Raw genomic sequence first — 26,623 nt, 5'->3', positions numbered from 1 at the left:
ACTGTTATAGGCTCGAGTCAGGCTGATTTTTCTCCCGTTCCAGCTCTGCTAACCAGCGCTTTTCCTTAGGGGTCAAAGGAAAGCTCGCCAGCAGCTCCGGACGTTTCGTCCACGTTCGCAGTATCGCCTGCTCTCTGCGCCACTGCTCAATGTTGGCATGATGTCCAGAAATCAGAATATCAGGCACCAGCCAATCGCGAAATTGCACAGGTCTTGTATAATGCGGATATTCCAGCAGTCCGGTACTAAAGGAATCGGTTACAGCTGAGGTCTCGTTCCCCAGCACACCTGGCAGCAGACGCACGACACTATCAATTACAGCCATCGCAGGCAGCTCTCCACCGGTTAACACATAATCCCCAATGGACAGCTCATCTGTCACCAAATGCTCCCTTATACGCTCATCGTAGCCCTCGTAGTGCCCGCATATGAAGATCAGATGCTGCTCCTGCGCCAATTCCTCAGCCTTTCGCTGCGAGAACGGCTCACCTTGTGGACACATAAGAATAATACGGGGTTTGGGTGCGGCATTCTGAGCGGGATCCCATAACGACTCTACAGCAGAGAAGATCGGCTCTGCCTTTAAGACCATACCGCCACCACCGCCATATGGATAGTCGTCAACCGTATTATGTTTATTATTGGCAAAATCACGGAAATTAACCGTATTCAATTCAACGATTCCTTTATCACGAGCCTTGCCTAATATACTGGCTGAAAACACACCTTCAAACATCGGTGGAAATAAGGTTAGTACATCTATTTTCATCAATCCAGCAAACCTTCCAGTACATGAACCTTGATCAGCTTGTTTTCAATATCGACATCCAGTACCACATCATCGATATAAGGCAGCAATACAGGCTTGCCGGATGGCCGATCCACCACCCATACATCGTTAGCTCCCGGTGATAGTATCTCGCTGATGGTTCCCAGCTCTTCGCCTTCATCTGTTACCACACGGCAGCCGATTATCTCGTGATAATAAAACTCATCCTCAGGCAGCTCGAGCATGTACTTCTCTTCCACTTTCAGCAGCCAGCCCTTGTATTTCTCAACCTCATTGATGTGTTGAAACCCTTTAAATTTAACGATAAACATTTTTTTGTGTTCACGTGCTGAATTAACCGTCACTGGAATCTGTACATTCGTCTTCGGATCAACAAATACCAATTGACTTCCATTGGCAAAACGCTCATCAGCAAAATCCGTTTCCGGAAAAATCCGTAATTCTCCCAGAAGACCATGCGTATTGACTATTTTACCGATTGTATACAATTTATCGCTCATACATAGGCCCCTCCGAAAATGAAACATCAAATTGTTTAGGCTGTATCTTTGTGTATCTTTATATGAAAAAGAGTTAGGATTTCTCCTAACCCTCATGGTATCCATTAAGAAACAATTTCAACCGAAACTCGTTTACTTGTCTTGACTGCAGCCGAAGTCACTACGGTTCGAAGCGCCTTGGCAATACGTCCCTGCTTACCAATTACTTTCCCAACATCGTCAGGATGCACGGATAGCTCATACGTAATGCTGCGTTCGTCCTCTACCGCATTGACCAGAACATCATTGGGATGATCAACCAACGCCTTAGCGATAACGGTTATTAGATCCTGCATAACACCCTCCGAATCGGCAGATTACTTCTGCAGTTTGGACTCGTGAAACTTCTTCATAATGCCCGCTTGACTGAAAAGACTGCGAACAGTATCAGAAGCTTGTGCACCGGTTTGAAGCCATTTCAACGCTTTTTCTTCATCAATGCTTACAGTTGCCGGTTTAGTAATCGGGTTGTAAGTACCAATTTCTTCGATAAAGCGACCATCACGCGGAGAACGGGAATCCGAAACTACGAGACGGTAAAAAGGAGCTTTATGAGCACCAATACGTTTTAGACGAATACGTGTTGCCATTTAAAAATCACCTCCTACATAGAATAAACAAGCAGTAACGCCGTTAATGTTAACCAAACGGGAACTTCATGCCTTTGCCCATTTTGCCCTTTAAACCTTTAAGCCCTTTGGAACCCTTAGGACCCATCATGCTGGAAAATTGCTTCATCATCTTACGCATGTCATCAAATTGTTTGATAAAACGATTAACATCCTGCACGGAATTTCCGCTACCTGCTGCCAATCGCTTACGTCGGCTTGGAGTCAGCATATCCGGGTTTTGGCGTTCCTGCTTGGTCATCGATTTCACGATGGCAGCAACACGAGCCATTTGCTTATCGTCAACCTTGATGTCCTTGATACCCTTCATCTTGTTGGCACCAGGAAGCATATCCAGAATTTGATCAAGCGGTCCCATCTTCTTGACTTGCTCCATTTGATCCAAAAAGTCATCGAAGGTAAATTCAGCGGTGCGCATTTTGCGCTCCATTTCCTTGGCCTTCTCTGCATCAATACCTTCTTGCGCCTTCTCAATCAGCGTAAGCATATCGCCCATACCGAGAATCCGTGAAGCCATTCTTTCTGGATGAAAGGGCTCCAGCGCATCCATCTTTTCACCAACACCGACAAACTTGATCGGACATCCAGTCACTGCTTTAACCGAGATAGCAGCTCCACCGCGCGTATCGCTATCAAGCTTGGTAAGAACTACACCTGTCAGAGTCAATTGGCTATGAAAGCTCTCGGCTACATTGACAGATTCCTGACCGGTCATGGCATCGACGACCAAGAGCGTCTCATCAGGCTTGACCGCATCAACAATCTGCTTCAGCTCGTCCATCAAAGCTTCGTCTATGTGCAAACGACCTGCAGTATCGATGATCAGATAATCATTTCCGTGATCCTTCGCATGCTGCAGCGCATTTTTGGCTATTTCCACCGGACTGACCTGATCACCCATAGTAAATACAGGCACCTTGATCTGCTCACCGAGCACCTGCAGCTGCTTGATCGCGGCTGGTCGATATATATCTCCGGCAGCGACCAATGGACGATGATTTTGCTGCAAAAGCATTTTGGCCAACTTACCGGTCGCAGTCGTCTTACCAGCACCCTGCAAGCCTACCATCAAAATTACGGTTGGAGGTCGATTGGACCTGGCCAGCTTGCTCTGTGTACCACCCATAAGCTCGGTCAGTTCTTTATTAACGATATCCACAACGACCATTGCAGGGGTGAAGCTTTCGAGCACTTCCTGACCTATCGCACGTTCCTTGACCTTCGCAATAAATTCCTTGACAACTTTAAAATTGACATCCGCTTCAAGAAGCGCCAGACGAACCTCACGCAACGCCTCATTAACATCGTCTTCTGTTAGCTTTCCTTTACCTCTCAGCTTACTGAACACCTTCTGAAGCCGAGTCGCTAAACTTTCGAACGCCATACAAACATCACCTCTTGAGCGTTACTGTGAATCTTTGAATGAAGCCAATTTAACCTGTTATTCTATGCCTGACAACTGCTCGAGTACTGCTCGTGCTTGTTCCTTGGTTTCGGAATGCCACATAAACATCAGAGCCTCGAGCTGCTGTATATATACTTTTCTTTGTTCGTGCTTGCTCAGCAACTGCAGCTTGGATTCGTATTCCTCAAGCATTAATTCAGCACGTTTAATGTGTTCATAAACAGCCTGACGACTGATTTGATATTCTGCTGAAATCTCACCGAGTGAGTAATCATCATGAAAATAAAGCTTAACAAACATCTGTTGCTTTTCAGTCAAGAGCAGCTCGTAAAAATCAATCAACAGATTCATACGATTTGTTTTGGCGAGCATATTTTCTTCCGTCATCATGCTAAGCCTCCGTTAAGGTAAAACCCTTTACAGTAACAACAGTACTTATCATACTGAAAACGGAATACGATGTCAAGTCTTTTTCCTTGTCACTGTATTTCCTCTAGTAATCGCCAAAACAGGCGTATCCCTCTAGCTGACCGTATCGGCATCCTTGATCCAGTTGCTGAACAAGGCGTGTACAAATTGATCCGAGTCAAACGGCTGCAAATCATCTATTTTCTCACCCAGACCGACGAACTTTACAGGCAGCCTCAGCTCTTGACGAATCGCAACCACAATCCCGCCCTTGGCTGTACTGTCCAGCTTAGTAAGCACGAGACCAGTTAAACCGGACTTCTCATCGAACATTTTTGCTTGACTTAAAGCATTTTGTCCTGTCGTTGCATCCAGTACAAGTAAAACCTCATGGGGGGCATCTGGAACCTCACGGCTGATGACGCGATAAATTTTGTTGAGCTCTTCCATCAAATTCACTTTGTTTTGCAAACGGCCTGCAGTATCACACAATAGTACATCGACACCACGATTTTTCGCTGCATGCAGCGCGTCGAACATGACTGCCGCCGGGTCTGAACCCGATTGCTGCTTGATCACATCTACACCCGCACGCTGCCCCCATACCTCCAACTGCTCGATCGCTCCGGCACGGAATGTATCTCCAGCAGCGAGCATCACCTTTTTGCCTTGAGATTTTAACAGATGAGCCATTTTGCCGATTGTCGTTGTTTTCCCTACACCATTTACGCCAACAAACAAAATAACAGTCAGACCGGAACTGGCCATTTTCAACGAGGATTTCTCGTCACCCTTCAACAAGGCAATGATCATTTCCGATAAAATCGGCTGCAGCTCGCTTGGCTGTTCGATTTTTCGTTTACGCACCTCTGCACGAAGGCTTTCAACAAGCTTCATAACTGTATTGACACCCACATCGGCACCAATTAATATTTCTTCCAATTCCTCATAAAAATCCTCGTCAATTTTTTTACGACGGCTGAACAAATCCTCTACACGCTCGACAAACACATCACGTGTTTTGGTCAGTCCTTCCTTGAACTTATTTGTCACTGCCTCCGCTTTAGAGGAAATACTTTCTTTTAGCTTCTTAAAAAAACTCATTCCGGTCATGACCTCCTCTTGGGCTGTGGGTTCTAACTTGCAATAATTGCTTCATCCTCTTCCAGACGAACGGACACCAGCTTGGAGACGCCGCCTTCCTCCATAGTTACCCCATAGAGAACATCGGCTTCTTCCATCGTGCCTTTGCGGTGTGTGACTACAATAAACTGGGTTTGCTGCGAGAACTCCCGCAAATATTCAGCAAAACGCGTTACATTGGCTTCATCCAAAGCTGCTTCTACCTCATCCAGCACACAAAACGGTACCGGTTTAACACGAATAATTGAAAATAATAAGGCAATTGCCGTCAGTGCGCGTTCTCCACCGGATAATAGCTGCAGGTTCTGCAATTTTTTCCCTGGTGGCTGCGCGACGATTTCAATTCCTGTACTCAACAGATTGTCCGGCTCAGATAAAATCAAATCTGCACGCCCACCTCCAAAAAGCTTGGCAAACACAATCACAAAATGGGTGCGGATCGCATCAAAGGTGATCCGGAAACGTTTGGACATTTCCTCGTCCATCTCATGAATAACCTGGTAAAGTGTCGTTTTGGCATCCACCAAATCATTTTTCTGTTCACTTAGAAACTCAAAGCGCTCGTTCACTCGCACAAACTCTTCTATCGCTCCCAGGTTAACTTCACCCAATATAGCAATTTCACGTTTGAGCTCCCTTACCTTGTTCTGCGTGCCGAGCACGTCTTCCGGTACCGGATAACGCTCCTTGGCCAATTCTATGCTCAGCTCATAATCATCTGCAAGCTTTTTCAGCAGGTTCTCAAGCTCTACATCAAGACGCGTCACACGAACCTCAGTTTGATGAAGTTGTTCCTGTGCCTGCCGCAGCTGATTGCGCTCCTCACGGGTCTTGTACTCTTCCTTCTCCAGCTTGCCCTGCCATTCAGCGCGCTCAGCACGTTTGAGATCCAATTGCTCCGAGCAGTGCTGCTTTTTCAGAGATAAGCTATTGAGCTGTTCAATTTGAAGTATGGATTCCTTTTCAAGCCCTGTCATATCCTGATCCATCTGCTGCAAAATACTGCGGTTCAAGTCGAGCTCCGTGTGAAGCTCTGTAAGCTCTGTCCTGAAACGCTTTTCCTGATCCAGCAAGGATTGCTTCTCCTGAGAGAGTGAGGCCACCTTGATTTTCAAATCCGTAAGCTGTGTCTGCAGCTCTTCCTTCTCCAGCTCACCTGCTTTACGTGCCGTCGCTGCCTCACGTATAGCCTGCTGAATTACAATTTCTTCTTCCAGAAGCTGCTCCAGTGATTGCTGTGCCGCTTCCCGCCGAGCCTGCAGCTCCCGTCGTTCCGTATCCATTGCGGTACCGTCCTGGTTATACAACGCGAGCTGATCAGCGACTTGTCTGGATTCCTGATCAAGTGGCAGTAGGCTAGCCCGAATTTGCTGCTCTTCAACCCGCAAATTTTCACCAGTTTGACGCAATTGCTCCAAGGCTTGTGTCTCCGATACAATTTCCTTACGCACCATTTCTCCCCTGCTGCGCACCTGCTGAAGCTGTTTGCCCGACTCCTGAATTTCCTCGTCCATCTCTTCAATCTGCCGCTGACGGCCGAGTAGGCTTGAGGTTCGCTTTTGCTGGCTTCCGCCTGTCATCGAGCCACCCGGATTGACGATATCCCCTTCCAGGGTGACCACGCGGTAACGGTACTGGATCTTCGCGGCAATCCGATTGGCCATATCCAATTGGCTGGAAATGATCACATTGCCCAGTAAGCTGCCGACAATTTGACGATATTGTTCATCATATTGAACTAAATCTATACCAATCCCAACAAAGCCTTCCATCGATTCGATCGATCTTTTTTCGGATTCCTGAATAGATCGTCCCCGAATAACATCTAAAGGTAAAAATGTAGCTCGTCCAAGCTGCCGCCGCTTCAGGAAAGCAATCGCTTCACGCGCATTACCTTCACTATCGACCACAATATGCTGCAAAGCGCCGCCAAGCGCTGTTTCCATCGCTGTCTCTACATGCGCAGGCACCTTCATCAGCTCGGCAACTGCTCCGCGAATACCACGAAGCTCATTGCGGTCCTTCGCTTTCAACACTTCCTTGACCCCATGTATAAAACCGTCATAATCGTTTGCCATCTCACGCATCGTATCGCGTCTGGAAACTAAAGCATCCAGCTTCTGCTCCCATTTGCGAACGGCGTTATTGGCTTCCTCTGAGAGCTGCTGCTTCGTTTTTAAGCTCTGACTCAGATCGAGATATTGATTACGCATATCGTCGACTTTCTTCAAAGTAGCCGCGAGGCGCTTTTCCAGCTCCTGCTTACGTGCCGTAATGGTGTCCGCTTGTTCCTTCCACTTACGATGCTCGTCGCCAAGCCTGTCCAGTCTTCGCGTCAAACCCTCGGTTTGCTGCTCGGTATAACGGATTTCATTGCGTGCATTGGCCATACGATTCAATGTTTCTAACAGATCGCTTTTCAATCGATCCTCGTCACCACTGCTTACCCCTCCAGCGACACCAAGCAGTCTGGTCTCCTCAGCCAACACCTTCGCCTGATATTGAATCAACTCGTCTGAAATGAGTGTGAGCTTTTCTCTGAATTGGAGCAGCTCCGCTTCCTTCTCCCCCATACGCTGGCTTTGTTGGGTGGCCGTCTGTTTCAGCTGTGTCTGATTGCCTACATAATTTTTCTTGCGTTCTCTCAATACTTCGCCTTGACCTTCACACTTTTCAAACTCCTCGCTCAGCTGCAGCAGCTGCTCCTGAAGACGCTCAATATCCGTTTCTAACCGGCGTGTTTCCCAGCGGTGCTTCTCCAGATGGGCATCATGCTGACTCACAATCGTGGATAACCCTTCCTGTTCCTTCTTCAAGCGCTCCAGATTCGTGTTGGTATCGGTCCAGGCTATGTAAATTTGCTCGATCTGGTACACATACATCGCGATTTCGCTGCTTTTCAGCTGCTCCCTTAGCTCCTTGTAACGGATAGCCTTCTCCGATTGCTTGCGAAGCGGTTCGATCTGGTCCTCAAGCTCCGATACCAAATCGTGAATACGCAGCAAATTTTGCTCTGTTTCCTGCAGTTTTTTTTCCGTTTCCCGTTTGCGCGATTTGTATTTGACAATACCCGATGCTTCTTCAAAAATCCCGCGGCGGTCTTCTGACTTGGTGCTTAAAATTTCTTCAATACGTCCTTGCCCAATGATCGAATATGCTTCTTTTCCGATCCCTGTATCCATGAATAGCTCAGTGATATCTTTTAGCCGACAAGGCTGTTTATTTATTAAGTATTCACTATCGCCATTGCGGTGCACCCGCCGGGTCACTGTGACCTCGTTAAAATCAAGCGAAAGCGATTGACTTGTATTATCAAGTGTTAAGGAAACTTCACCAAAGTTAACTGCTTTGCGGTTATCGCTCCCAGCGAAAATAATATCTTCCATTTTGCCGCCGCGTAAGCTTTTTGCGCTTTGTTCCCCCAGTACCCAACGAATCCCGTCGGATATATTGCTTTTGCCGCTGCCGTTCGGCCCTACTACCGCTGTAATTCCCTGGACGAATTCAAGCTCTGTCCGGTCGGCAAACGATTTAAATCCGGTCAGTTCAATACGTTTTAAAAACATCGTCTCACCTCTACGTTATTGTACCATACAATCCCTATTCATAGAATCGTAGAAGAACCCTTGGCACCCCATAGAAAAATGCATCGGCAGCAGCCTCTCAGCTGCCCGATGCATTCGTCAAAAACCTCTGGTTGTGTTACCAAAATCAACTTTTAACGCTTCCAAAGCCTGAGCTGCAGCCTGCTGTTCAGCTTCCTTCTTGGAACGGCCGGCACCTTGCCCCAAAAGCCTGTCGTTGATTTGAACCTGGGCCACAAATTCCCGCTCGTGCGCAGGTCCGCGCTCATCGATAATTTTGTATTCCAATATGCCCAAACTGTGCTGCTGTGTGTACTCTTGCAAATTGGTTTTGAAATCTACGGTCAGCAGCTTGCCCTGATTCGGAATATTCGGAAAAAGATGCTTGCGCAAAAACGTGTTAACGACTTCAAGGCCTTGATCCAGATAGAGGGCCCCAACAAACGATTCAAACACGTCCGCAAGTAAAGCCGGCCTTGTTCTGCCACCTGTTAATTCCTCACCTTTGCCCAACAGCACATAGGATCCAAAATTCAACTGTTCGGCAAAGCTTACTAATGAAGGCTCACAAACAATCGATGCTCTTAGCTTCGTCAGTTCTCCCTCAGGCCGCTGTGGATACATTTCGAATAAATACTCAGAGACGGTTAGTTCGAGGACAGCATCTCCCAAAAACTCCAACCGCTCATTATCCTTATGGTTACCTATACGGTGCTCGTTCACATAGGAAGAGTGTGTAAACGCCTGCCTTAACAGCTCTGGTTTGCGAAACGATATGTCCAATGCGGTTTGCAGCTGTTTCAGGTTTCGATGCATATCCTCACCACCTACTTCGAACATCCGTTTATGGTTCATTTCCCTGATCATCCAACATCATAAATATATTTATTGTTCAAACTTCTTCAAAATAATCGTGGCATTGTGGCCACCAAAGCCGAATGAATTGGACATTACAATGTTGAGATCCGCTTTTCTCGGCGTATTTGGTACGTAATCCAAATCACATAATGGATCCTGGTTGTCCAAATTAGCTGTAGGCGGAATCATCCCGTTCTTCAAGGCAAGTCCACAAATTAACGCCTCAACACCGCCTGCTGCACCCAGCAAGTGGCCCGTCATTGATTTGGTTGAGCTCACAGCCAGCTTGTAAGCGTGATCGCCAAAAGCCTTTTTAATAGCTGTTGTTTCGGAACGATCACCTACAGGTGTAGAAGTTCCATGTGCATTGATGTAATCGATCTGTTCCGGTGTAATCCCGGCATCCTTAATCGCTTTCACCATACATCGAGCAGCACCATCAGGATCGGGATCAGTCATATGGTGAGCGTCGCCGCTCATTCCATAACCTACCACTTCGGCATAGATTTGAGCACCACGCTTGGTCGCATGCTCCAGAGATTCCAGTATGAGAACACCAGATCCCTCACCCATCACGAAGCCATCACGATCTATATCAAACGGACGGCTGGCATGGGTTGGATCATCGTTGCGGGTTGACATAGCTCGCAGCGCACTAAAGCCAGCGACTCCTGTTGGAGTAATCGTTGCCTCGGCACCGCCGCATATCATTACATCCGCGTCCCCACGTTGAATCATTTTAAAAGAATCACCAATAGAATGTGTTCCCGTTGCACAAGCAGTTACCGCTGTGCTGTTAGGTCCTTTGGCTCCGGTCATCATTGAAATTTGGCCAGAAGCCATATTCGCAATCATCATCGGAATAAAGAACGGACTTACACGCTTGGGGCCTTTTTCCAGCAAAATCTTGAACTGTTCTTCCCAGGTAGACAAGCCGCCAATCCCGGACCCGACATAAACACCGACACGCTCCGGATCAGTATCTTCCTTGACGTTAAGCTTGGCATCCCGCAAAGCCAATAAACTCGCAACCACTGCGAACTGCACAAATCGGTCCATACGGCGCGCTTCTTTTTTGTCAAAAAACGGCTCATAGTTGAAGTTTTTGATTTCAGCTGCGATATGTGTTGGATAATCGGTTACATCAAACAATTCAATTTGACCAACACCGGATTTCCCCTCGAGTAAGTTCCCCCAAAAGGTTTCCAGATCCTGCCCAAGGGATGTCATGACACCCATACCCGTTATAACAACTCTTTGATTCATTGTAACCCACCTCTATCTAAAATAACAATATCGTTATGTATGATAAGTCATATTCTTGTCAAGTATACATCCGCCGTTTCAGTGAGCGGCTTGAAAGGAGATAAGTCCCGCCAAATAATTAAACGGGACTTACAGTCAATTAAGTATGAGATTTTATGTACTCAACTACTTGACCTACCGTAGTAATTGTTTCTGCATCTTCGTCAGAAATCTCCAAATCGAATTCATCTTCAAGCTCCATAACTAATTCTACGACATCTAAAGAATCAGCGCCTAAATCATCTTTGAAAGATGCTTCGAGGGTAACTTCGGCCTCTTCAACACCAAGACGATCGATGACGATACGTTTTACGCGTTCCAAAACATCGGACATCCGGTTCACCTCCTCCATGGTATTATACTGGACTTATGGACAAATTGCCATAGCTAGCGCAAGCTCCACCTTAAAAAAACCAAATCCTTGTTTTTTAACCGTTTCTGAGCTATTCTGCCAAGCCTACATATACATGCCGCCATCAATATGAATGGTCTGGCCTGTCATATAGGATGCATCGTCAGAAGCCAGAAAACGAACGGCTTTGGCTATATCGTCCGGTTTCCCGAGACGAGCCAAAGGAATCTGCTGCAGCAGCCCTGCAACCGTATCCTCCGAGAGCTTATCGGTCATGTCCGTCTCAATAAAACCTGGTGCTACCGCGTTAACGGTAATACCACGGGATGACAGTTCCTTCGCGCTGGCCTTGGTCATGCCGATTACGCCCGCCTTGGCGGCAACATAATTGATCTGACCGGGATTGCCAAGCACACCAACCACAGATGAAATGTTGATGATACGACCTGAACGCTGCTTCATCATCGGACGTGTAGCTGCTTTGATACAGTTGAACACGCCCTTCAAGTTGATTGCAATCACCTGATCGAACTCATCCTCCTTCATACGCATAATCAAGTTATCTCTGGTGATCCCTGCATTATTAACCAAAATGTCAAGCTGACCAAACGTTCCCAGCACCTGCTTGAACATGTCATCTACCTCTTGAGCTGAGCTTACATCGGCTTTAACTTTAAAAGCTTTGCGCCCCATAGCTTCAATCAAGCTGACAACCTCAGCTGCAGACGCCTCACTTCCAGCATAATTAACTGCAACGTCAGCTCCTGCCTCAGCCAGTGACAAGGCAATCGCTCGGCCAATACCACGTGAAGCCCCGGTTACGAGTGCCGTTTTACCTGTTAGCATGATGGTAATTCCTCTCCTAAAAGTTCTCTGTAGGAAAACTTATTTGATAAGCATAAAACCAAGCTTCTAGTACTAGCTGCTGAGGTGGCATAAGTTATTGAAACTGCTCAATCGCATCTTTGCTATTGATACCAATGACTTTTACCGACCGGTCGATTTTTTTGATCAAGCCAGCCAACACTGTACCTGAGCCTATTTCAACAAAGGTATCGACTCCTTGTTCAATGAGCCATATCACCGAGTCTTCCCAAAGTACAGAAGAGTGAACCTGATCAACCAATAAGGCGCGGATTTCACTCGGCTCCGTAACAGGAAGCGCAGTCACATTGGCAACGACGGGTACACTTGCGTTTTGCATGGAAACAGCTGTCAATACGGCTGACAGCCGCTCTGATGCCGGCTTCATCAGTGAGGAATGGAAGGGCCCACTGACTTCCAAAGGAATGACACGTTTGGCGCCGATTTCTTTACCTCGTTCCACGAGTGCCTGTACCCCGGCAACACTACCTGACACCACGATTTGTCCAGGACAATTCAGGTTAGCCAGTTCCACAACGTCAATCTCATTAGTGATGGTTTGACACAATTGAAGCAATGCATCACGCTCTGCTCCAAGAACCGCCGCCATAGCACCTTGTCCACTGGGTACAGCTTCTTCCATGAATTCACCACGCGCACGAACCGTACGCACGGCATCCTCAAAGCTAAGTACGCCTGCAGCAACAAGCGCTGAATATTCGCCCAGGCTGTGCCCGGCTACAAAGTCCGGCTGGAGGCCCTTGGCCTTGAAAACCTCCAGATAGGCGATACTCGTAGTCAGCAATGCAGGTTGTGTGTTATAGGTTAATTTCAATTCGGCTTCGGGTCCTTCGAAAATAATCGAAGACAGGGAATACCCTAGAGCTGCATCCGCACTTTTAAATATACGCGCAGCAGCCTCTTCTGTTTCAAAAATATCCCGGCCCATTCCAACAGTCTGAGCACCCTGTCCCGGGAAAACAAATGCGATCTTACCCATAATTCAATTCTCCTTAAAGTTTTCGTAGAAAACGGGCCTCTTAAGTATTCACTGAGTTTTCATAGAAAACAGAATTCGCAAGTATAAACTGAGTACATGTATACTGGTTTTTGTGAAATGGAGCTTACCAAATGACTACAGAAGCTCCCCAGGTCAAACCTCCACCAAAGCCGACCATAACCAGGCAATCGCCCTCATTTAGTCTTCCTTGTTCAACAGCTTCAGCTAATGCGATTGGGATGGACGCTGCAGATACGTTACCATACTTGTGAAGATTGATCATACATTTATCCTCACTAAGCTCAAGTCGATTCAATGCTGACTGAACAATCCGAATATTTGCTTGGTGGGGTACAAGCAGATCAATATCACTTTTTTGCATGCCTGCTTTACGCAGTGCTTCCTCGGCAGCGTTACCCATAATGCGCACAGCAAATTTAAATACTTCACTTCCGGCCATATATATAAAATGCTGTTTAGCCTCAATACTTTGTGTGGAGGAAGGGCAGCGTGAACCACCACCAGCTACTTTCAACAGTTCTCCTCCGGATCCATCAGCACCCAGCTCAAAGGACTTGAAGCCGCGACCTTCCGGTACCACACCGATGACTACGGCCCCTGCGCCATCTCCAAACAATATGCATGTATTACGATCGGTGTAATCCGTAATTTTGGATAAACATTCTGTACCCACAACCAAGGCGTATTGATACATGCCTGTGGCAATAAAATTAGAAGCATTCGCCAATCCATATATAAAGCCTGAGCATGCAGCTGACAGATCATACGCAGCAGCTTTCTTCGCGCTGAGCTTGTTTTGTAAAATACAGGCTGTGGATGGAAAGGGCATATCTGGCGTTATCGTTGCTACTACAATCAAGTCCAGCTGTTCCGCACTGATTCCCGCCATTTCCAGCGCCCTGAGGGACGCTTCGTAAGCCAAATCGGAAGAAGCCTGTTCGGGACTCACGATTCTTCGTTCACGAATACCCGTTCTGGATACGATCCATTCATCATTGGTCTCGACCATATGCTCCAATTCTTGATTCGTCAAAACACGATCAGGCACATATTTACCAGACCCAATGATGCCAACCGGTCGTAAGCTCATAATAGTAACAACTCTCTTCCGTTTACTTATTTCCGTTACTTATTTCCGCTTTTATACTTGCAAGCACATCGTTCTGGATCGAAATACGAGCCTGACGAATCGCATTTTTGATCGCCGTAGCGTTCGATGAGCCATGACTTTTCAATACCATTCCATTAATCCCAAGAAGCGGGGCAGCCCCATACTCGGAATAGTCGAGCTGACGCCTGAATTTCGTTAAACCCGGCTTTAATACAGCTGCGGCCAACTTGGTCAACAAATTTCGTGTGAACTCTGTCTTCAAGGCTGTAAAGATCGTTGCAGCTGCACCTTCAAGTGACTTCAACATAATGTTGCCGGCAAATCCATCACATACGAGCACATCGCAAGGACCTGATAGCAAATCACGAGATTCCACATTTCCGACAAAATGAATAGGTGCTTCCTTGAGCAGTGGAAATGCAGCCTTTGTCAGCTCATTACCTTTGAGCGCTTCAGTACCTACATTCAATAAACCTACTCTTGGACTTACAACACCATGAACTTTTTTTCTATATATACTACCCATAATTGCATATTGAACCAATTGCTCTGGAGTAGCGTCCATATTGGCTCCCATATCAAGAGCTACCATGCCTTTGCCATCCATCGAAGGAATCGTCAAGGTCAGGGCAGGACGATCAATCCCCTCAATTCGGCCCACAATCAATAAACCTGTAGTCATCAAAGCTCCTGTGTTACCTGCCGAGATCATAGCATCCGCTGTGCGTTCCTGCACCATTCTACCTGCTATAACCATGGAAGCATCTTTCTTCCGACGAACAGCCTTGACTGGCTCGTCATCGGCTTCGATCACTTCAGAGGCATGAACTATTTCCAAATTGCTTGGTTGATCGCCAGCCTGACGAACAAGCGGTTCAATCCGGGCCTTGTCTCCGATCAAGATGACCGTCGTATCCTTCCATTCCCGTACCGCTTCCAGCGCCCCGGCCACCACTACATCGGGGGCATGGTCTCCACCCATTGCATCAATCGCTATCCGCACCAGGCTCCCCTCCCTCTGAACGATCCTTTGTTGAATGATAAATAATAAAATTACCTTGAAACACAATCTCATCGCCAACGTAAGTAAACACTTCAACTTTAGCCTTACCTTTGGTGATTGAACGTACATAAGCCTTCGCTATGCACTTCTCCTCCAGCTTAACAGGCCGCACAAAACGAATATCCGCTGCGGCAGTCAAGGCAATCTGATCGTTAATCAAAGCCACAGCCAACGAATTGGCTTGAGAAAAAATATGATGCCCGCGGGCAATCTTCGTTCTCGAAAAAACATGCTCGTCCTTAATTTCAAACATCGATATGCCGCTTTTGTCGAGCTGCAGATCAATCACATCACCGATGACCTCATGCAGCGGGAGTGAGCGAACCTGGTCATAGGAAAGCTCTGCCATGAGCTTGATACGCTCTCGCAGCTCCGGAATGCCAAGCTCCAACCGATCCAAGCGAATGGTTTGGATGCTGACCTGAAAAACTCGCATTAGCTCTTCGTCCGTTATAAAAGGATTGTCCTCAATTGCTCCGGTCAACTGCTGCTGACGCTGACGTTTAGGAAGGCGTTCGATACCAAACACCGCCTTATCTATGATCTGAATTTCCACGATTTCCAAGCTTGATATGTACACCATTCATTCTCATTAGATCTTATGACCAAGTAATAAGAGATAGTATAATGGATTGTTTACGAAAAGGGAAGAGCAAAAAAATAGCACTTCACCGAAGGATGAAGTACTATCTTTTCATTGTGATTAGAGAACTATTGCTTGATAACTTCTCTGCTCTTGTACGAACCGCAAACTTTGCAAACGCGGTGAGACAATTTCAATTCACCACAACTGTCACATTTAACCATGCCTGGTACTACTAATTTAAAGTGAGTACGGCGCTTATCGCGACGAGTTTTGGACGTTCTTCTTTGTGGTACTGCCATATTCCCCACCTCCTTCAACGAAATCAACCTAAGTTGTTACAATTCACCTTATTCTTTGAAAAAGTCAGCCAGCCCGGCAAGTCTGGGGTCGATACTAGTCCGGTTGCAGTTGCAAGCCTGTACATTACGATCCACTCCACAAACAGGACACAAGCCAAGGCATTCTTCATCGCATAAAGGGACATACGGTAAAGCCATCATTACATTTTCGATCAAATAGGGCAGCAATTCTATCTTGTCGTCCTTAACGTAATGAGTTTCCTCATCCTCGTCATCAGACTCCGATTCATCTGCAGCTCGGGCGAACGTTTCATGAAAAGGAATTACCAGCTTTTGCTTTACCGGATTCAAGCAGCGGGAGCAAGGCTGTTCCACGTCAATACTCAATTGTCCCGTCACTTCAGCAACCTCATCTTGATGCAGCGCTTTGAGGCTAACATGGAGCGGACTCGCATCGAGTATATCATTGCTTTCCTTCAAAGCATCGGACAGATCAACAGTTTCATCAAAATGTACCGCGTCGGCTTTCTGCGCCAACTCTTTTAAACGAATGAACACAATAATCACCCCAAACAAACAAAGATTATTATATCGATAATACCTGCATTTTGTCAACATTTTCAGGACGTGTTATAGTAAAATAATTCTAAAGGAGTCGTTCACATGAAAACAACAGGTCTTATTGTCGAGTACAATCCCTTACATAACGGACACGAATATCACTTTCTTGAATCCAAAAGAGTCTCCGGAGCCGATGGTACGATCGCTGTTATGAGCGGTCAATTTCTGCAGCGCGGCGAGCCTGCGATGGTCGGCAAATGGGCAAGAGCCGAAATGGCACTTCGAATGGGCGTTGATCTCGTCCTGGAGCTTCCGATAGCTTATTCTACACAGCCTGCCGAATGGTTCGCTTACGGAGCCGTGTCTGCGCTCCATGCAACTGGAATCGTCGATAGCCTATGCTTCGGCAGTGAGAGCGGCGAGCTTCACTGGCTGCAGGCAGTCGCCGATGCTATGTGTGATGAGCCAGCAGCATTTCAGAGGGCACTTCAGGATGAATTAAAAACAGGCCTTCCTTACCCTGCCGCTTACAGTAAAGCCATTGCCCGTCATCTGCCTGGAGTGGACCCGTCCGAGCTGGCGAAGCCCAACAACACACTCGGATTGCATTACTTGATCGCCCTTCAACGCTTGAACAGCAGCATTAAGCCTTTGACGATTACAAGGCAAAAATCCGGTTACAATCAAACTGAAATTACAGATCAATCCATAGCAAGTGCAACAGCCCTTCGTCGCATACTGTTTGAACGGGGTACGCTAGAAGAGCTTGTTCCCTTCGTCCCCTCGGGTACTATGAAGGTGCTGCAGCGTGAAACGGCAGTTGGTCGGGCGCCTATCGAATGGGAACACTATGCAAAGCCGCTTCTTCTCCAACTGCTGCATCACAGCACCCATCAGCTTGCAGAGCTTCACGAAGTAACTGAGGGACTGGAGCATCGCATCAAACATGTTCTTCCCCAACTATCCTTATCTGGAGGAGCAGGTCGTATCATCGAGCAGCTTATTGGACTGCTCAAAACCAAAAGATATACGCGAACCAAGCTGCAGCGAATGCTGCTGCGTATATTACTGAATCAGACAAAAGCACAGCTTTCACCAGCCGTGCTTAGCCAAGGTGTACCTTACTTACGCGTGCTGGGCTTCAGCCCTGCAGGCAGGCACCTTCTTAAACGAATGAAGCATGTCTCTAAGGTACCCATAATTACGAATGTGAATGCGGCTTCTTCAGAAGCCTATCCGTTTTTACAAATGGATGTACAAGCTACCTCCGTATATGCACTTGGTTTTGATGCTGCAACCGAACATGATCTGTTTCGCGACTATTATGAGCCGCCCGTACAATTAAGTCAATCGGAATAAGTGAATCTATCGTCCTAGCTGGCTTTGGCCGGCTGGGATGCAGCTGTTTTGGGTGGCAAGGTGCTCAAATAATTCATCGCATCGTCCAGCGTAGCGACAGGAATCACCTTCATATGTGAGTGAATTTCCTCAGCCCGCTTAACCGCATCCGAATAATTCGGAATATTTCCCGTTGCTGCCGATACTTCATCTTTGGGAGCAAAAAAGATATCAGCACCCGCTTTATCGGCTGCAATAATTTTATGCTGAATGCCCCCAATCACACCGACAGCTCCCTTTTCATTGATGGTTCCTGTGCCCGCAATGGTATACCCCTTCGTAATATCCTCAGGCAGCAGACGATTAATTATTTCCATTGAGAACATAAAACCCGCTGAAGGTCCGCCGATTTCCCCAGCTTTAATCGTGACCTGCTTGGACTCATCATCTGTTTTGATGGTTTGCACAGTTGCCGGTACAATACCAAGCCCTGCACGTCTTTCCTCTGGCTTGGCGGCGGAAGCTCCCTCATCGGCTGGAAGTGCCTCGAGCTTGATCTGGGCTACTCTCGTTACTTGCTTCCTTTTGTAAGAAACCGCAACAGTGTCACCGGCCTTTTTGCTTTGCAGCAGCTTTTGCAGCTCCTGACTTTGCTCAATAGGCGTGTCATCCACCTTTACAATGTAATCTCCAGCCTGAAGCACCTCGTTAGCCGGATAATTTTTGAAAACCTGCACGACGACTACGCCATCATTCATAATTTTATATGGAATACCCAGCTTATGGTAAGCAGCTTGCAGAGCACTAGACTGCGAGGACAACATGTTGACCTCCTGCCGCTGTGAGTACTCCTGTTCGGTCTCATCCTTGCGCAGCAGCTCCGTCTTCATCCGCAGCTCATCATAAGGCCGAACAAATGTCATCAAATAACTGAAAATAGTCGCATCCGATACTCGTACTGTTGTAAGCATAAACACTCCCTTATCGGGATCACCCGTCTCTTTGGCTTGAACCATAGGGTGAATGACCTCGGCAGTACCGGCTGAGAAAATAAACATTGGCAGCGGCATTAAGTACACAACATATACAATGACAATGGCAATAAATACAGAAACAACAATTCTAGAAATACGTTTACTTTGTCTAATGTCTTGCATAATTGATTCCCCCTGGGCCGAGTGTGCTTGCTCGAATCGTCAGCTCGCATACATCTCATCAGGTTTGACCTGCTTGGTCTAAACCATACGGAAAATGCGTAAACATGTACCATCCTGTGTTCCGGAGTGAGGCCGATGTTTACCGCGAAACGCTTGACAACTCTCTTGCTGGGATGTCTGGCAATGCTACTGGTTTTTTGTATGATTGTGTTTCCTGACCGTATATTTCAAGCTTCCCTACAAGGCTTATCCATTTGGTGGAAGCTAGTATTCCCGGCATTGCTGCCTTTTCTAATTATAACGGAGATCCTCCGTGGCTTGGGCTTTTTGCATGCACTTGGCACCTTGCTTGAGCCGCTTCTTCGTTACCTGTTTCGCCTGCCAGGTGCAGGGGGATGGCCTCTCTCAATAGGACTCACAGCTGGCGCTCCCTCGGCAGCGATCGCAATAGGAGAATTAAGACGCAATAAGCTGGTAACCAGAGGTGAAGCTGAGCGACTGTTGTCCTTAAGCCACGTAGCAAGCCCGATGGTGCTTGTAACGGTCATTGGTGTCGGTTTTATGAACAATGCCAAATTAGGCATGGCGCTGGCGCTGCTCCATTATGGCGCTGTGTTGATTATGGGATTTCTAGAGCGATTGAAACAGACAAGCGTGACTGAGGAGGAGCCAGCCGTTGCCGCTAGTCGTCTCTCTTACCAAGCTGCCCATTCTGCACACAGCACGCTACGTAAAAGTATAACCGCATTAAGAGCCGCCCATGCCAACGATGGACGAACTTTTGGCAAGCTGCTCGGTGATTCGGTAGCTCACAGTATCCAGCAATTAATGGTCATCGGCGGAGTTATGATCATATTCTCCGTACTTGCACAGGTAATTACCCTCAGCTCGATCACCGAATATGCAGCAATGATACTTGCAAAAAGAGATTGGCTTCCTTTACATGAGGCAACCTTGCTATTAAATGCCTTGCTGTCCGGTATACTTGAAATCCATTTAGGTGCATTTGCGATGGGTCAGAACAACTTGCTGGCTGGCAATTGGCAGTACGCCATCCTGAGTGCATTACTTGGCTGGGGAGGATTATCTGCACATGCACAGGTAAAAAGCTTTACCCTGTCGACAGATATTCGTTACCCGGTGTTTTTGCGCTCTCGATTACTTCATGCCGCTATTTCTTTTATTTTGACAGCTGTGCTCTGGAATCCGCTTAATCAATGGCTGGCGGGAATTGCATCCCCTGTATTTCTCTCGCATCCAATGACGCAAGCGGTTCAATCCGGTCAGACAGATGCACGTTTGATTCATGGCAGTCAAGCCTTTGATGTATGGATGCTTATGAGTCCGATCATGCTGTGGCTCGGTATCGTATTGCTGCTGATGTTGCTGCTATCTGTCATTATCGCATTCGTTGTGCAATCCTTGGGGCGGAGCGCTCCGAACAGCAAGCGGTAGCGGCCTTAGCTCATCGCGTTTACGAACTTGGCACGCATAGCTTTATCGACCACATCAGGCACCAAATCGACTACAGGACCATGAAAACGCGCGATTTCCTTAACAATACTGGAGCTCAGATAGGAATATTTGGGTGTAGATGTCATAAAAAAAGTTTCAATATTTTCGTCCAGCTTCTGGTTCGTTGATGCCATTTGAAGCTCATATTCAAAATCAGACACCGCGCGCAAACCACGTACGATGAGATGTGCATTTTTTTTCTTCATATAATTAACAAGAAGGTCACGAAAGCTGTCAATCTCCACATTGGGTACATCACTGGTGACCTTTCTCAGCAGCTCAACACGCTCTTCTACAGTAAATAATGGATTTTTACTCGAATTGTTCAGCACGGCAACCACCAGCTTATCAAAAACCTTGGCAGAACGACGAATAATATCCAAATGACCATTCGTTACCGGATCAAAGCTGCCTGGATAAACCGCAATCTTGACTCCAAAATGCTCAATACTCATTATGTGATGACCTCCTTCTGAAATAGAACATTACTTAACCGCATCCGCGTCATTTTTATAAATGGTTATCGCCGTATCGCCATACTCAGCGCGCCGGACCCATTGTAAACGTCCGATTGCCTGCTCATATGTATCCTCAATATCATGCTCCACAACGATCGTAGCCAGAGGGTTCAACAAATTGTGCTGATCCAGTTGTTCAAGCAGCTCTTGTGCGAGCTTAATCCGATAAGGGGGATCCACAAATACAAGGTCAAATTTGGCCTCACGCTTAACTAGAGCCTTCAACGCGCGCCGCGCGTCGGTACAGTAGATACCTGCCTGCTCAATAAATCCAGTTGCTTGCAAATTTTGTTTTATAATTTCGATACTCTTTTTATCTATATCCGTGAGGACTGCATGATCCATTCCTCGGCTGAGCGCCTCAATGCTTAAACCGCCCGTCCCTGCGAATAAATCGAGCACCTGTCCCCCTTCAAAATAAGGACCGATCATGCTAAAAATCGCCTCCTTGACCTTATCGGTCGTTGGACGCGTTCCTGTACCGGGCACAGATTTCAACTGTCTGCCCTTTGCACTGCCTGAAATTACTCTCATGTAAATCCACCTTCTGCTCAATAGTGATCCTATCGTACCATAAACGGAAACTTTTGCACAAAATTTTGTTACTTTATGTATATTTGTTTCTTTAGCTGTGAATACTTGGATTATCGGCATCCGAAATGTCGTAGACAACCGCGGAGAAGACTTACGTTCCCCATAAGCTCTTCATCCGGTTTCTCCTCTCCCATTGTTTAGGACCCTGCGAAGGGTCCTAAATTTTTGTTGTCGAAATTTATAGCTGCTCACACTACGCCTAAAATTATCGATTAATACAAAAAGGTAGTGCTAATAATAACTAAAAGTATAAACAGCACAAGAATAGCACCTGTGGAAGTAAAACCGCGACCAGCTATTTCACTCAATGTTAGCTCCCCCTTTCAATGCAAATCATTAGGATATGGAACATAATCATAATATGAAATAAATGTCTCTAAAGATTGGGCTTCTACTAAAGGGAGGTAACCCATCTACGTTGTTTATTCATATATTTTTAAAAATATTAATTGGGCAGTTATTATCAAAGATGTAAGCACTTGCATATAAATATAACGTGCCCCAATATGGTCGCATTAAATTTATTGGAGGTGTACGATGAGAACAAGAAATTCATTAACTGCCTTATTCGGCTTTTGGTTTGTTATCTCCCCATGGGTTCTTGGCCTATCTAACCTTTCTGTAGTTGTGTGGACTAGTGTTTGTTTAGGAACGCTCCAGCTGTGCGCTTCCCTGCTGGCTCTTAAGAAATCAAAATTTAATGTTTTGGAAAACTGGTTCACGTTACTTACCGGATTATGGTTCGCCATTTTTTCAATAAATTTCTCATTAAGCTTTAGCCAAACCTGGAGTGTAGGAATACTCGGGTTGTTGACCGTGGCGCTAGTTTTGTGGAATATGGATACCACTTTATAGGTTTGTAAACGGTTTCATTTACTGGTTCTTATTATACTCAAGCCGATTGCTGAATGTGATTATGATACCCTCTACAAACTTTTAACAAAAAGCCAGTTAATATTTTACAATTGGATGCTACTCTAAAGTTACATTCAAATAAAAGTGAGGTCATGCTATGAACATTGTATTAGAGGAAATGGAGATACATCCTTCTAACAGCTGTTTGGCTGATTACAACAGGTTCACTAAACTCTCATCATCGGAACTAGCTGCTGTCCAAGGTCGCTATTATCGTGAGCTTCATCAACTACAGCATGAACTAGACGAATTATTAAATGATCTGCGTCAGTGTATACTTAACAATAAAAGAAAATAAGCCGTTGCTTCTTTTTGAAGATTAGAAAAAACCTAAAGTGAATTGTTCACTTTGGGTTTTTCAATTTGTGTCCCGACACGTTCTAAATGAGACATTTCTTAGATTAGCTGCTTGATGGTGCTTGATCTATCTTCGAATACTATTTTCAAGTACAAATTAAACGGACTCTATGTTATTCTGATGAAAGTATACAAAAGGAGCCTCCCAATATGACTTTTGATAAGATGACCTCCCTTTCATTGTGTATCGTTGTACTGATTGTCATCACCGGCATCATCCTGGTTGTCATAAGGCGGCAGCGTAAAAACCAAAATCCATTCGCTGCACACGCCAAAAATTCCTCCCGAAAGCAGAAACAAACGGATTCATCGGGAAAACCTTCAAGCCAGCAGCAAAGCTGCTCCTACTGCAAACGCAAGGTAAATCCGAAGGAGCTCGCGTTTTATTCCGGACATGAGAAGGTGGTTGGCGTATGTAAAACCTGCAGACCGATTGCAGAGCGTCAATCTTTACTTAGACTATAGATTGCATGATCATCAACACAGAGGAGCGAAACCAAATGAGCTTTATGCTGGATAAAATGGAAAACAAGATCGAGTTTTTTGAGGCTTACGATCTCAAAACGCTAGAAAGAAAAATTGCTGAGCAGATAGATAATAATAAAGCCTTGTTGTTAGGCGTCCATTCCATTAGCCATAACATCGTCTTCAACCCGCTTCATAATAAAATGCTATACAGCGCGGTCGTTCATTTTAAAGCCTTGTAATTGGGGTAGTGCCCAAGCTAAGCTGTTTATTTCTCAAATAATACATATCCTTACAGTACGAATATTCTGACTATTTGATCTGTAGTTATGCTATAATAAGCTTGTAAGCCAATCTCGCAGATGGGGTGATTAAAGTGCTATTTACTAAAATCCTTGTTGCGTTTGATGGTTCTAATCTCTCTAAAAAAGCACTCGAAAAAGCAGTCAGCTTGGTTCAAGAGCAAACCCGTGTTTCTCAAGCACCGCATTTAGATATTATCCACGTTTACCATTACCCTTCTGTCGCTAGCACTCCCTACTTTGTGGATGCGACTGCAAGCACTTACATTATTGAGCAGGGGAAAGCGATTATAGAAGAAGCCAAGTCCTTCGTACCCGCTGAGCTTTCTGTCAAGTATGTTCTTCTACAAGGTCCACCTGCTGCAACCATACTTCAATATGCCGAAGAGAAGCATCACGACCTCATTATTACCGGCAGCCGCGGCTTGGGACCTATAAGAGAATTCTTTCTGGGCAGCGTAAGTCATCACATTGTTCACAATGCTAAGGTACCTGTATTAATTGTAAAATAAAGCGAAAAGCACGTACTCTCTTTTTTGGGGAGTACGTGCTTTTTTAGTGAGTTATAAATGAATGATTGCCTAATGTCTTAACGTGGTGTGTCCAGCAGTTGGGAATGGGCCTTCAAAAAGTTGTAAAAGAACGTAGCAGCCTGCGCACGGGTTACTTTCTCATAAGGAGAGAAGGTTTCACCATTCAACGTGACGATATCCAAGGCGCTGACGATCGCAATGGCTCCTTGATTGGGCAGCTCATTCACATCTGTTGCCTTGGTCGTGAACAAGCCTTTAACCTTGGACAGATTACTATAGCCAAGTGCCTTGACAATCAGATCGGCTACTTCAGATCGAGTCAATGCAGCATCTGGATCAAATGTGCCGGATGCCCGGTCAATCAGATTATAATCAATTGCATTTTCTACGTAAGGAAAATATTTGGAATCCTTGGTTACATCAGAGAAGCTGGCCGAACGATCGGCATAATCAGAAGCAACCGGGAAATAACCGCCATTCAAAGTCGTAATAAACATTTGCACCAATTCACCACGCGTAATCAACGCATCCGGCTGAACTTTGCCATCCACCAGATCCAGTGCCTCATAAACGAGCATAAGCTTCAAAGCTTCTTCTGCCCAATTTCCCTTTAGATCAACGGGATCGGTAATACGCGGATGTACAATCTGGTTGGTTTCGTTATTTCTCCATTCCCCGGTTCCTGCATCCAGATAAGTCAGCTCACGGAATTGAAAGATTGGCTTCAGATTATACACAAGCTTAGTCTCAATCTGTGCCATCGGAAGCGTAAGGTCTTGCTGCTGAGCATAATTGTCCTTATCCACAACGATATATTGCTGCTCCACCTTATACTGTGACATCCATATATCTCTAGCCTTCTCGGGGGATATAACCTTCGGTGGCTCGGTCGGATAATACGAAGTAAGCAAATTACTGTTGAATTCCTGGATTTCTGCCGTTTGTCGATCAAAGCTGATCGTAACGGAATCATTGGGGATATCCACTCCATTGATATTGCGTCGGAAGTAATATTCAAAGGTTTGCATTTGTTGGAGTTCTTCTTGTGTATACCCGCCATATTGAGGATCCAGATACAGTTCATGCGCATAATCCGGCAGCAGCTGTTTGACCGACTCCATTGCCTTCATTTTTAGCTGATCATAGCTGGGTGTGCCTGATTGGGAAGTTACCTTTGAGTCCGCATAATTAAATGCATACCTGGAATAGCGCAGCACAGCGCCTGTACTGCTGTCCACAGTCGCATAAATCGAAGCATCGTCGTATTTCTTATCTGAAGCAACTGACCAGCTCAAATCCCATTCAAACGAAGTCACACCTGTAATCGGATCGGTGTTCTCCTGGTAATCGGTTGCTTGCAGCTTCGCGCTGGCCGGAAGAGGGATCACCGATGATACTTGTGCTGCAGCCTGTTCCTTGGTCAGTTTCTGCGCCTTAGGCAATCCATTCGTAATACGCTTGTCGCTGGCCGGGATCGCTTTGGACTGCTTCTCTTTCTTTAATCCTGAGGGCAGGAGTGCTTCCCCTGTCTCGGCATCCAGCAAGAAAGCATCCGTCTCATACGCCACAGCAGGCGCAGCAAATCCGTTTGGAGTATTAGGAACGATATATTGGAGACGAGGCTCTGCCAATTTATTGAATTGCTCAGCAGCTTGTCCAAGTGAGATCGGGTTACGCGGTGCCTGGAAAGTAAGCTGCTCGTCCCATTGCAGCATGTAAGAAAGAATTTTGCCTTCGCCATTTACAGTCATCACAACATAATTTTGCGGGAATACGATTCCGTTTACGACCCTCAAATAACAAAGTGGATATTCTACGTTGCCATCAAGCGGTTTACGGAAGCTTTTTTCATAATCCTCATCATATTGAAGCTGACTTATTTCTTGCGGATTGGTCTTGGTTATGTAATCTAGAGCCGTCTGCTTGGCATGCTCCAAATCGATCTTGGGCGGGAACGTAAGTTTCTTGTCCGGGTCTATTTCATTCATATAAAAGGAGAGCAGCTTTCCGGTATCTGACTCTATCGTCACACTGATATCTCCATAACTTTTCTGATCCTTCTTCGAAAAAGAAATGATCCAGGAGCCGCGACTGTTGCTTATTGTGTACAAATTGCTTTGATAGTCTACCCCCTCAAGAATGTAACCACTTGAGGTAGCTGCATACTGTTTGGCCAGCTCGATGGCCTGGTCACGCTTAATTATTGTATCTGCAGGTGCCTCATCGCTGCCTTCATACTCTAATTCAAGCAGTTCGGCTTCCTTATCAGCCACAGTCTGTGCTTGGGGGCCTGGGTACACATGATGGGCATATAAAGATTGTGCCGAGGCAGGAGCAACGGAACACAGGAGCAGAACGCTCGCGATACTGGCAATTCCGATTGTTTTCATAAGATTCCTGTCTCCTCTCGT

Annotated in this window: 29 protein-coding genes; 6 read left to right on the top strand and 23 right to left on the bottom strand. The window is 46.1% G+C overall.

Annotated features, from left to right (window positions below; all coding sequences use genetic code 11):
• Positions 1 to 4: 4 nt before the first annotated feature.
• The 18 genes from trmD to NST47_RS16275 all read right to left on the bottom strand — a co-directional run bounded on the left by trmD (position 5) and on the right by NST47_RS16275 (position 16,515).
• The gene (gene trmD / locus NST47_RS16360) at positions 5 to 769 is read right to left on the bottom strand and encodes a tRNA (guanosine(37)-N1)-methyltransferase TrmD (RefSeq protein ID WP_341159682.1); all 765 of its coding nucleotides are present in this window, start codon (positions 767 to 769) and stop codon (positions 5 to 7) included.
• Positions 769 to 1,290, bottom strand: coding sequence for a ribosome maturation factor RimM (gene rimM, locus NST47_RS16355; protein ID WP_262686309.1), 522 nt, complete (start codon positions 1,288 to 1,290; stop codon positions 769 to 771). Before rimM ends, trmD begins: the two co-directional genes overlap by 1 nt.
• Before the next feature lie 104 nt (positions 1,291 to 1,394).
• Positions 1,395 to 1,625 (bottom strand): KH domain-containing protein, encoded by a 231-nt coding sequence (locus NST47_RS16350; RefSeq protein WP_076232689.1) that lies wholly within the window; start codon positions 1,623 to 1,625, stop codon positions 1,395 to 1,397.
• A gap of 21 nt (positions 1,626 to 1,646) precedes the next feature.
• The gene (rpsP, locus tag NST47_RS16345) at positions 1,647 to 1,919 is read right to left on the bottom strand and encodes a 30S ribosomal protein S16 (RefSeq protein WP_076232687.1); all 273 of its coding nucleotides are present in this window, start codon (positions 1,917 to 1,919) and stop codon (positions 1,647 to 1,649) included.
• Positions 1,920 to 1,968: 49 nt separating this feature from the next.
• Positions 1,969 to 3,342, bottom strand: a complete 1,374-nt coding sequence (ffh, locus tag NST47_RS16340; RefSeq protein ID WP_341156065.1) for a signal recognition particle protein — start codon at positions 3,340 to 3,342, stop codon at positions 1,969 to 1,971.
• A gap of 57 nt (positions 3,343 to 3,399) precedes the next feature.
• Positions 3,400 to 3,750, bottom strand: a complete 351-nt coding sequence (locus tag NST47_RS16335; RefSeq protein WP_341159681.1) for a putative DNA-binding protein — start codon at positions 3,748 to 3,750, stop codon at positions 3,400 to 3,402.
• 135 nt (positions 3,751 to 3,885) lie between these two features.
• Positions 3,886 to 4,875: a signal recognition particle-docking protein FtsY gene (ftsY, locus tag NST47_RS16330; RefSeq protein WP_341156064.1), complete on the bottom strand. Its 990-nt coding sequence runs from the start codon at positions 4,873 to 4,875 to the stop codon at positions 3,886 to 3,888.
• A 32-nt stretch (positions 4,876 to 4,907) separates the two neighbouring features.
• Positions 4,908 to 8,480 (bottom strand): chromosome segregation protein SMC, encoded by a 3,573-nt coding sequence (gene smc, locus NST47_RS16325; protein WP_341156063.1) that lies wholly within the window; start codon positions 8,478 to 8,480, stop codon positions 4,908 to 4,910.
• 117 nt (positions 8,481 to 8,597) lie between these two features.
• Positions 8,598 to 9,314, bottom strand: a complete 717-nt coding sequence (gene rnc, locus NST47_RS16320) for a ribonuclease III (RefSeq protein ID WP_341159680.1) — start codon at positions 9,312 to 9,314, stop codon at positions 8,598 to 8,600.
• A gap of 69 nt (positions 9,315 to 9,383) precedes the next feature.
• Positions 9,384 to 10,622, bottom strand: coding sequence for a beta-ketoacyl-ACP synthase II (gene fabF / locus NST47_RS16315; protein ID WP_341156062.1), 1,239 nt, complete (start codon positions 10,620 to 10,622; stop codon positions 9,384 to 9,386).
• A gap of 139 nt (positions 10,623 to 10,761) precedes the next feature.
• Positions 10,762 to 10,995, bottom strand: a complete 234-nt coding sequence (locus tag NST47_RS16310; protein ID WP_076232675.1) for an acyl carrier protein — start codon at positions 10,993 to 10,995, stop codon at positions 10,762 to 10,764.
• Positions 10,996 to 11,118: 123 nt separating this feature from the next.
• Entirely contained in the window at positions 11,119 to 11,859 is a 741-nt protein-coding gene (gene fabG / locus NST47_RS16305; protein WP_076232673.1) for a 3-oxoacyl-[acyl-carrier-protein] reductase, read from the bottom strand.
• A 94-nt stretch (positions 11,860 to 11,953) separates the two neighbouring features.
• Positions 11,954 to 12,877, bottom strand: a complete 924-nt coding sequence (fabD, locus tag NST47_RS16300; protein ID WP_341156061.1) for an ACP S-malonyltransferase — start codon at positions 12,875 to 12,877, stop codon at positions 11,954 to 11,956.
• A 124-nt stretch (positions 12,878 to 13,001) separates the two neighbouring features.
• The gene (locus NST47_RS16295) at positions 13,002 to 13,988 is read right to left on the bottom strand and encodes a beta-ketoacyl-ACP synthase III (RefSeq protein WP_341156060.1); all 987 of its coding nucleotides are present in this window, start codon (positions 13,986 to 13,988) and stop codon (positions 13,002 to 13,004) included.
• Positions 13,989 to 14,010: 22 nt separating this feature from the next.
• Positions 14,011 to 15,012 (bottom strand): phosphate acyltransferase PlsX, encoded by a 1,002-nt coding sequence (gene plsX, locus NST47_RS16290; protein WP_341156059.1) that lies wholly within the window; start codon positions 15,010 to 15,012, stop codon positions 14,011 to 14,013.
• Entirely contained in the window at positions 14,996 to 15,601 is a 606-nt protein-coding gene (fapR, locus tag NST47_RS16285; protein WP_144026495.1) for a transcription factor FapR, read from the bottom strand. The genes plsX and fapR overlap by 17 nt, the downstream gene beginning before the upstream one ends.
• A 182-nt stretch (positions 15,602 to 15,783) precedes the next feature.
• Entirely contained in the window at positions 15,784 to 15,957 is a 174-nt protein-coding gene (rpmF, locus tag NST47_RS16280) for a 50S ribosomal protein L32 (RefSeq protein WP_076232660.1), read from the bottom strand.
• Between the two features lie 48 nt (positions 15,958 to 16,005).
• Complete coding sequence (locus tag NST47_RS16275; RefSeq protein WP_341156058.1) at positions 16,006 to 16,515, bottom strand: YceD family protein; 510 nt, start codon at positions 16,513 to 16,515, stop codon at positions 16,006 to 16,008.
• 105 nt (positions 16,516 to 16,620) lie between these two features.
• On the opposite strand from NST47_RS16275, the gene NST47_RS16270 reads away from it, so the two are divergent.
• Positions 16,621 to 17,877, top strand: a complete 1,257-nt coding sequence (locus NST47_RS16270; protein ID WP_341156057.1) for a nucleotidyltransferase — start codon at positions 16,621 to 16,623, stop codon at positions 17,875 to 17,877.
• Positions 17,878 to 17,891: 14 nt separating this feature from the next.
• Here NST47_RS16270 and NST47_RS16265 read toward each other — a convergent pair whose 3' ends face one another.
• Positions 17,892 to 19,013 carry a SepM family pheromone-processing serine protease gene (locus tag NST47_RS16265; protein ID WP_341156056.1) on the bottom strand — a complete coding sequence of 374 codons (1,122 nt, stop codon included), beginning with the start codon at positions 19,011 to 19,013 and terminating at the stop codon, positions 17,892 to 17,894.
• Positions 19,014 to 19,196: 183 nt separating this feature from the next.
• On the opposite strand from NST47_RS16265, the gene NST47_RS16260 reads away from it, so the two are divergent.
• Positions 19,197 to 20,468 carry a nucleoside recognition domain-containing protein gene (locus NST47_RS16260; RefSeq protein ID WP_341156055.1) on the top strand — a complete coding sequence of 424 codons (1,272 nt, stop codon included), beginning with the start codon at positions 19,197 to 19,199 and terminating at the stop codon, positions 20,466 to 20,468.
• A 5-nt stretch (positions 20,469 to 20,473) separates the two neighbouring features.
• Here NST47_RS16260 and coaD read toward each other — a convergent pair whose 3' ends face one another.
• From coaD to NST47_RS16245, 3 genes are all read right to left on the bottom strand, one after another.
• Positions 20,474 to 20,983, bottom strand: a complete 510-nt coding sequence (gene coaD, locus NST47_RS16255) for a pantetheine-phosphate adenylyltransferase (protein ID WP_076232647.1) — start codon at positions 20,981 to 20,983, stop codon at positions 20,474 to 20,476.
• 30 nt (positions 20,984 to 21,013) lie between these two features.
• Positions 21,014 to 21,580, bottom strand: coding sequence for a 16S rRNA (guanine(966)-N(2))-methyltransferase RsmD (rsmD, locus tag NST47_RS16250; protein ID WP_341156054.1), 567 nt, complete (start codon positions 21,578 to 21,580; stop codon positions 21,014 to 21,016).
• Between the two features lie 272 nt (positions 21,581 to 21,852).
• Positions 21,853 to 21,948, bottom strand: coding sequence for a YjcZ family sporulation protein (locus NST47_RS16245; RefSeq protein WP_341156053.1), 96 nt, complete (start codon positions 21,946 to 21,948; stop codon positions 21,853 to 21,855).
• Between the two features lie 229 nt (positions 21,949 to 22,177).
• Between NST47_RS16245 and NST47_RS16240 the strand changes: the two genes are divergently transcribed.
• The 4 genes from NST47_RS16240 (at position 22,178) to NST47_RS16225 (ending at position 24,191) form a co-directional block, all read left to right on the top strand.
• A complete protein-coding gene (locus NST47_RS16240) occupies positions 22,178 to 22,495 on the top strand; it encodes an SPW repeat domain-containing protein (RefSeq protein WP_262686298.1) in 318 nt (105 codons plus the stop codon).
• Positions 22,496 to 23,062: 567 nt separating this feature from the next.
• A complete protein-coding gene (locus NST47_RS16235; RefSeq protein WP_341156052.1) occupies positions 23,063 to 23,377 on the top strand; it encodes a hypothetical protein in 315 nt (104 codons plus the stop codon).
• Between the two features lie 35 nt (positions 23,378 to 23,412).
• A complete protein-coding gene (locus tag NST47_RS16230) occupies positions 23,413 to 23,619 on the top strand; it encodes a DUF2536 family protein (RefSeq protein WP_076232636.1) in 207 nt (68 codons plus the stop codon).
• 134 nt (positions 23,620 to 23,753) lie between these two features.
• Positions 23,754 to 24,191, top strand: coding sequence for a universal stress protein (locus NST47_RS16225; RefSeq protein ID WP_341156051.1), 438 nt, complete (start codon positions 23,754 to 23,756; stop codon positions 24,189 to 24,191).
• A 77-nt stretch (positions 24,192 to 24,268) separates the two neighbouring features.
• On the opposite strand, the gene NST47_RS16220 is transcribed toward NST47_RS16225, so the two are convergent.
• A complete protein-coding gene (locus tag NST47_RS16220; RefSeq protein WP_341156050.1) occupies positions 24,269 to 26,602 on the bottom strand; it encodes an S-layer homology domain-containing protein in 2,334 nt (777 codons plus the stop codon).
• Positions 26,603 to 26,623: the final 21 nt, after the last annotated feature.

It is taken from the genome of Paenibacillus sp. FSL H8-0034, from assembly GCF_038000305.1.
In the GTDB taxonomy this organism is placed as follows: Bacteria; Bacillota; Bacilli; order Paenibacillales; family NBRC-103111; genus Paenibacillus_S.
Note: the sequence above shows the minus strand (reverse complement) of the source record. Positions and strands in the feature narration are given on the sequence as shown.

What these genes read in the sequence shown, in the direction of transcription:
- trmD (WP_341159682.1), bottom strand. Translation starts at nt 769, where the DNA reads ATGAAAATAGATGTACTAACCTTATTTCCACCGATGTTTGAAGGTGTG.
- rimM (WP_262686309.1), bottom strand. Translation starts at nt 1,290, where the DNA reads ATGAGCGATAAATTGTATACAATCGGTAAAATAGTCAATACGCATGGT.
- NST47_RS16350 (WP_076232689.1), bottom strand. Translation starts at nt 1,625, where the DNA reads ATGCAGGATCTAATAACCGTTATCGCTAAGGCGTTGGTTGATCATCCC.
- rpsP (WP_076232687.1), bottom strand. Translation starts at nt 1,919, where the DNA reads ATGGCAACACGTATTCGTCTAAAACGTATTGGTGCTCATAAAGCTCCT.
- ffh (WP_341156065.1), bottom strand. Translation starts at nt 3,342, where the DNA reads ATGGCGTTCGAAAGTTTAGCGACTCGGCTTCAGAAGGTGTTCAGTAAG.
- NST47_RS16335 (WP_341159681.1), bottom strand. Translation starts at nt 3,750, where the DNA reads ATGACGGAAGAAAATATGCTCGCCAAAACAAATCGTATGAATCTGTTG.
- ftsY (WP_341156064.1), bottom strand. Translation starts at nt 4,875, where the DNA reads ATGAGTTTTTTTAAGAAGCTAAAAGAAAGTATTTCCTCTAAAGCGGAG.
- smc (WP_341156063.1), bottom strand. Translation starts at nt 8,480, where the DNA reads ATGTTTTTAAAACGTATTGAACTGACCGGATTTAAATCGTTTGCCGAC.
- rnc (WP_341159680.1), bottom strand. Translation starts at nt 9,314, where the DNA reads ATGCATCGAAACCTGAAACAGCTGCAAACCGCATTGGACATATCGTTT.
- fabF (WP_341156062.1), bottom strand. Translation starts at nt 10,622, where the DNA reads ATGAATCAAAGAGTTGTTATAACGGGTATGGGTGTCATGACATCCCTT.
- NST47_RS16310 (WP_076232675.1), bottom strand. Translation starts at nt 10,995, where the DNA reads ATGTCCGATGTTTTGGAACGCGTAAAACGTATCGTCATCGATCGTCTT.
- fabG (WP_076232673.1), bottom strand. Translation starts at nt 11,859, where the DNA reads ATGCTAACAGGTAAAACGGCACTCGTAACCGGGGCTTCACGTGGTATT.
- fabD (WP_341156061.1), bottom strand. Translation starts at nt 12,877, where the DNA reads ATGGGTAAGATCGCATTTGTTTTCCCGGGACAGGGTGCTCAGACTGTT.
- NST47_RS16295 (WP_341156060.1), bottom strand. Translation starts at nt 13,988, where the DNA reads ATGAGCTTACGACCGGTTGGCATCATTGGGTCTGGTAAATATGTGCCT.
- rpmF (WP_076232660.1), bottom strand. Translation starts at nt 15,957, where the DNA reads ATGGCAGTACCACAAAGAAGAACGTCCAAAACTCGTCGCGATAAGCGC.
- NST47_RS16270 (WP_341156057.1), top strand. Translation starts at nt 16,621, where the DNA reads ATGAAAACAACAGGTCTTATTGTCGAGTACAATCCCTTACATAACGGA.
- NST47_RS16265 (WP_341156056.1), bottom strand. Translation starts at nt 19,013, where the DNA reads ATGCAAGACATTAGACAAAGTAAACGTATTTCTAGAATTGTTGTTTCT.
- NST47_RS16260 (WP_341156055.1), top strand. Translation starts at nt 19,197, where the DNA reads ATGCTACTGGTTTTTTGTATGATTGTGTTTCCTGACCGTATATTTCAA.
- coaD (WP_076232647.1), bottom strand. Translation starts at nt 20,983, where the DNA reads ATGAGTATTGAGCATTTTGGAGTCAAGATTGCGGTTTATCCAGGCAGC.
- rsmD (WP_341156054.1), bottom strand. Translation starts at nt 21,580, where the DNA reads ATGAGAGTAATTTCAGGCAGTGCAAAGGGCAGACAGTTGAAATCTGTG.
- NST47_RS16240 (WP_262686298.1), top strand. Translation starts at nt 22,178, where the DNA reads ATGAGAACAAGAAATTCATTAACTGCCTTATTCGGCTTTTGGTTTGTT.
- NST47_RS16235 (WP_341156052.1), top strand. Translation starts at nt 23,063, where the DNA reads ATGACTTTTGATAAGATGACCTCCCTTTCATTGTGTATCGTTGTACTG.
- NST47_RS16230 (WP_076232636.1), top strand. Translation starts at nt 23,413, where the DNA reads ATGAGCTTTATGCTGGATAAAATGGAAAACAAGATCGAGTTTTTTGAG.
- NST47_RS16220 (WP_341156050.1), bottom strand. Translation starts at nt 26,602, where the DNA reads ATGAAAACAATCGGAATTGCCAGTATCGCGAGCGTTCTGCTCCTGTGT.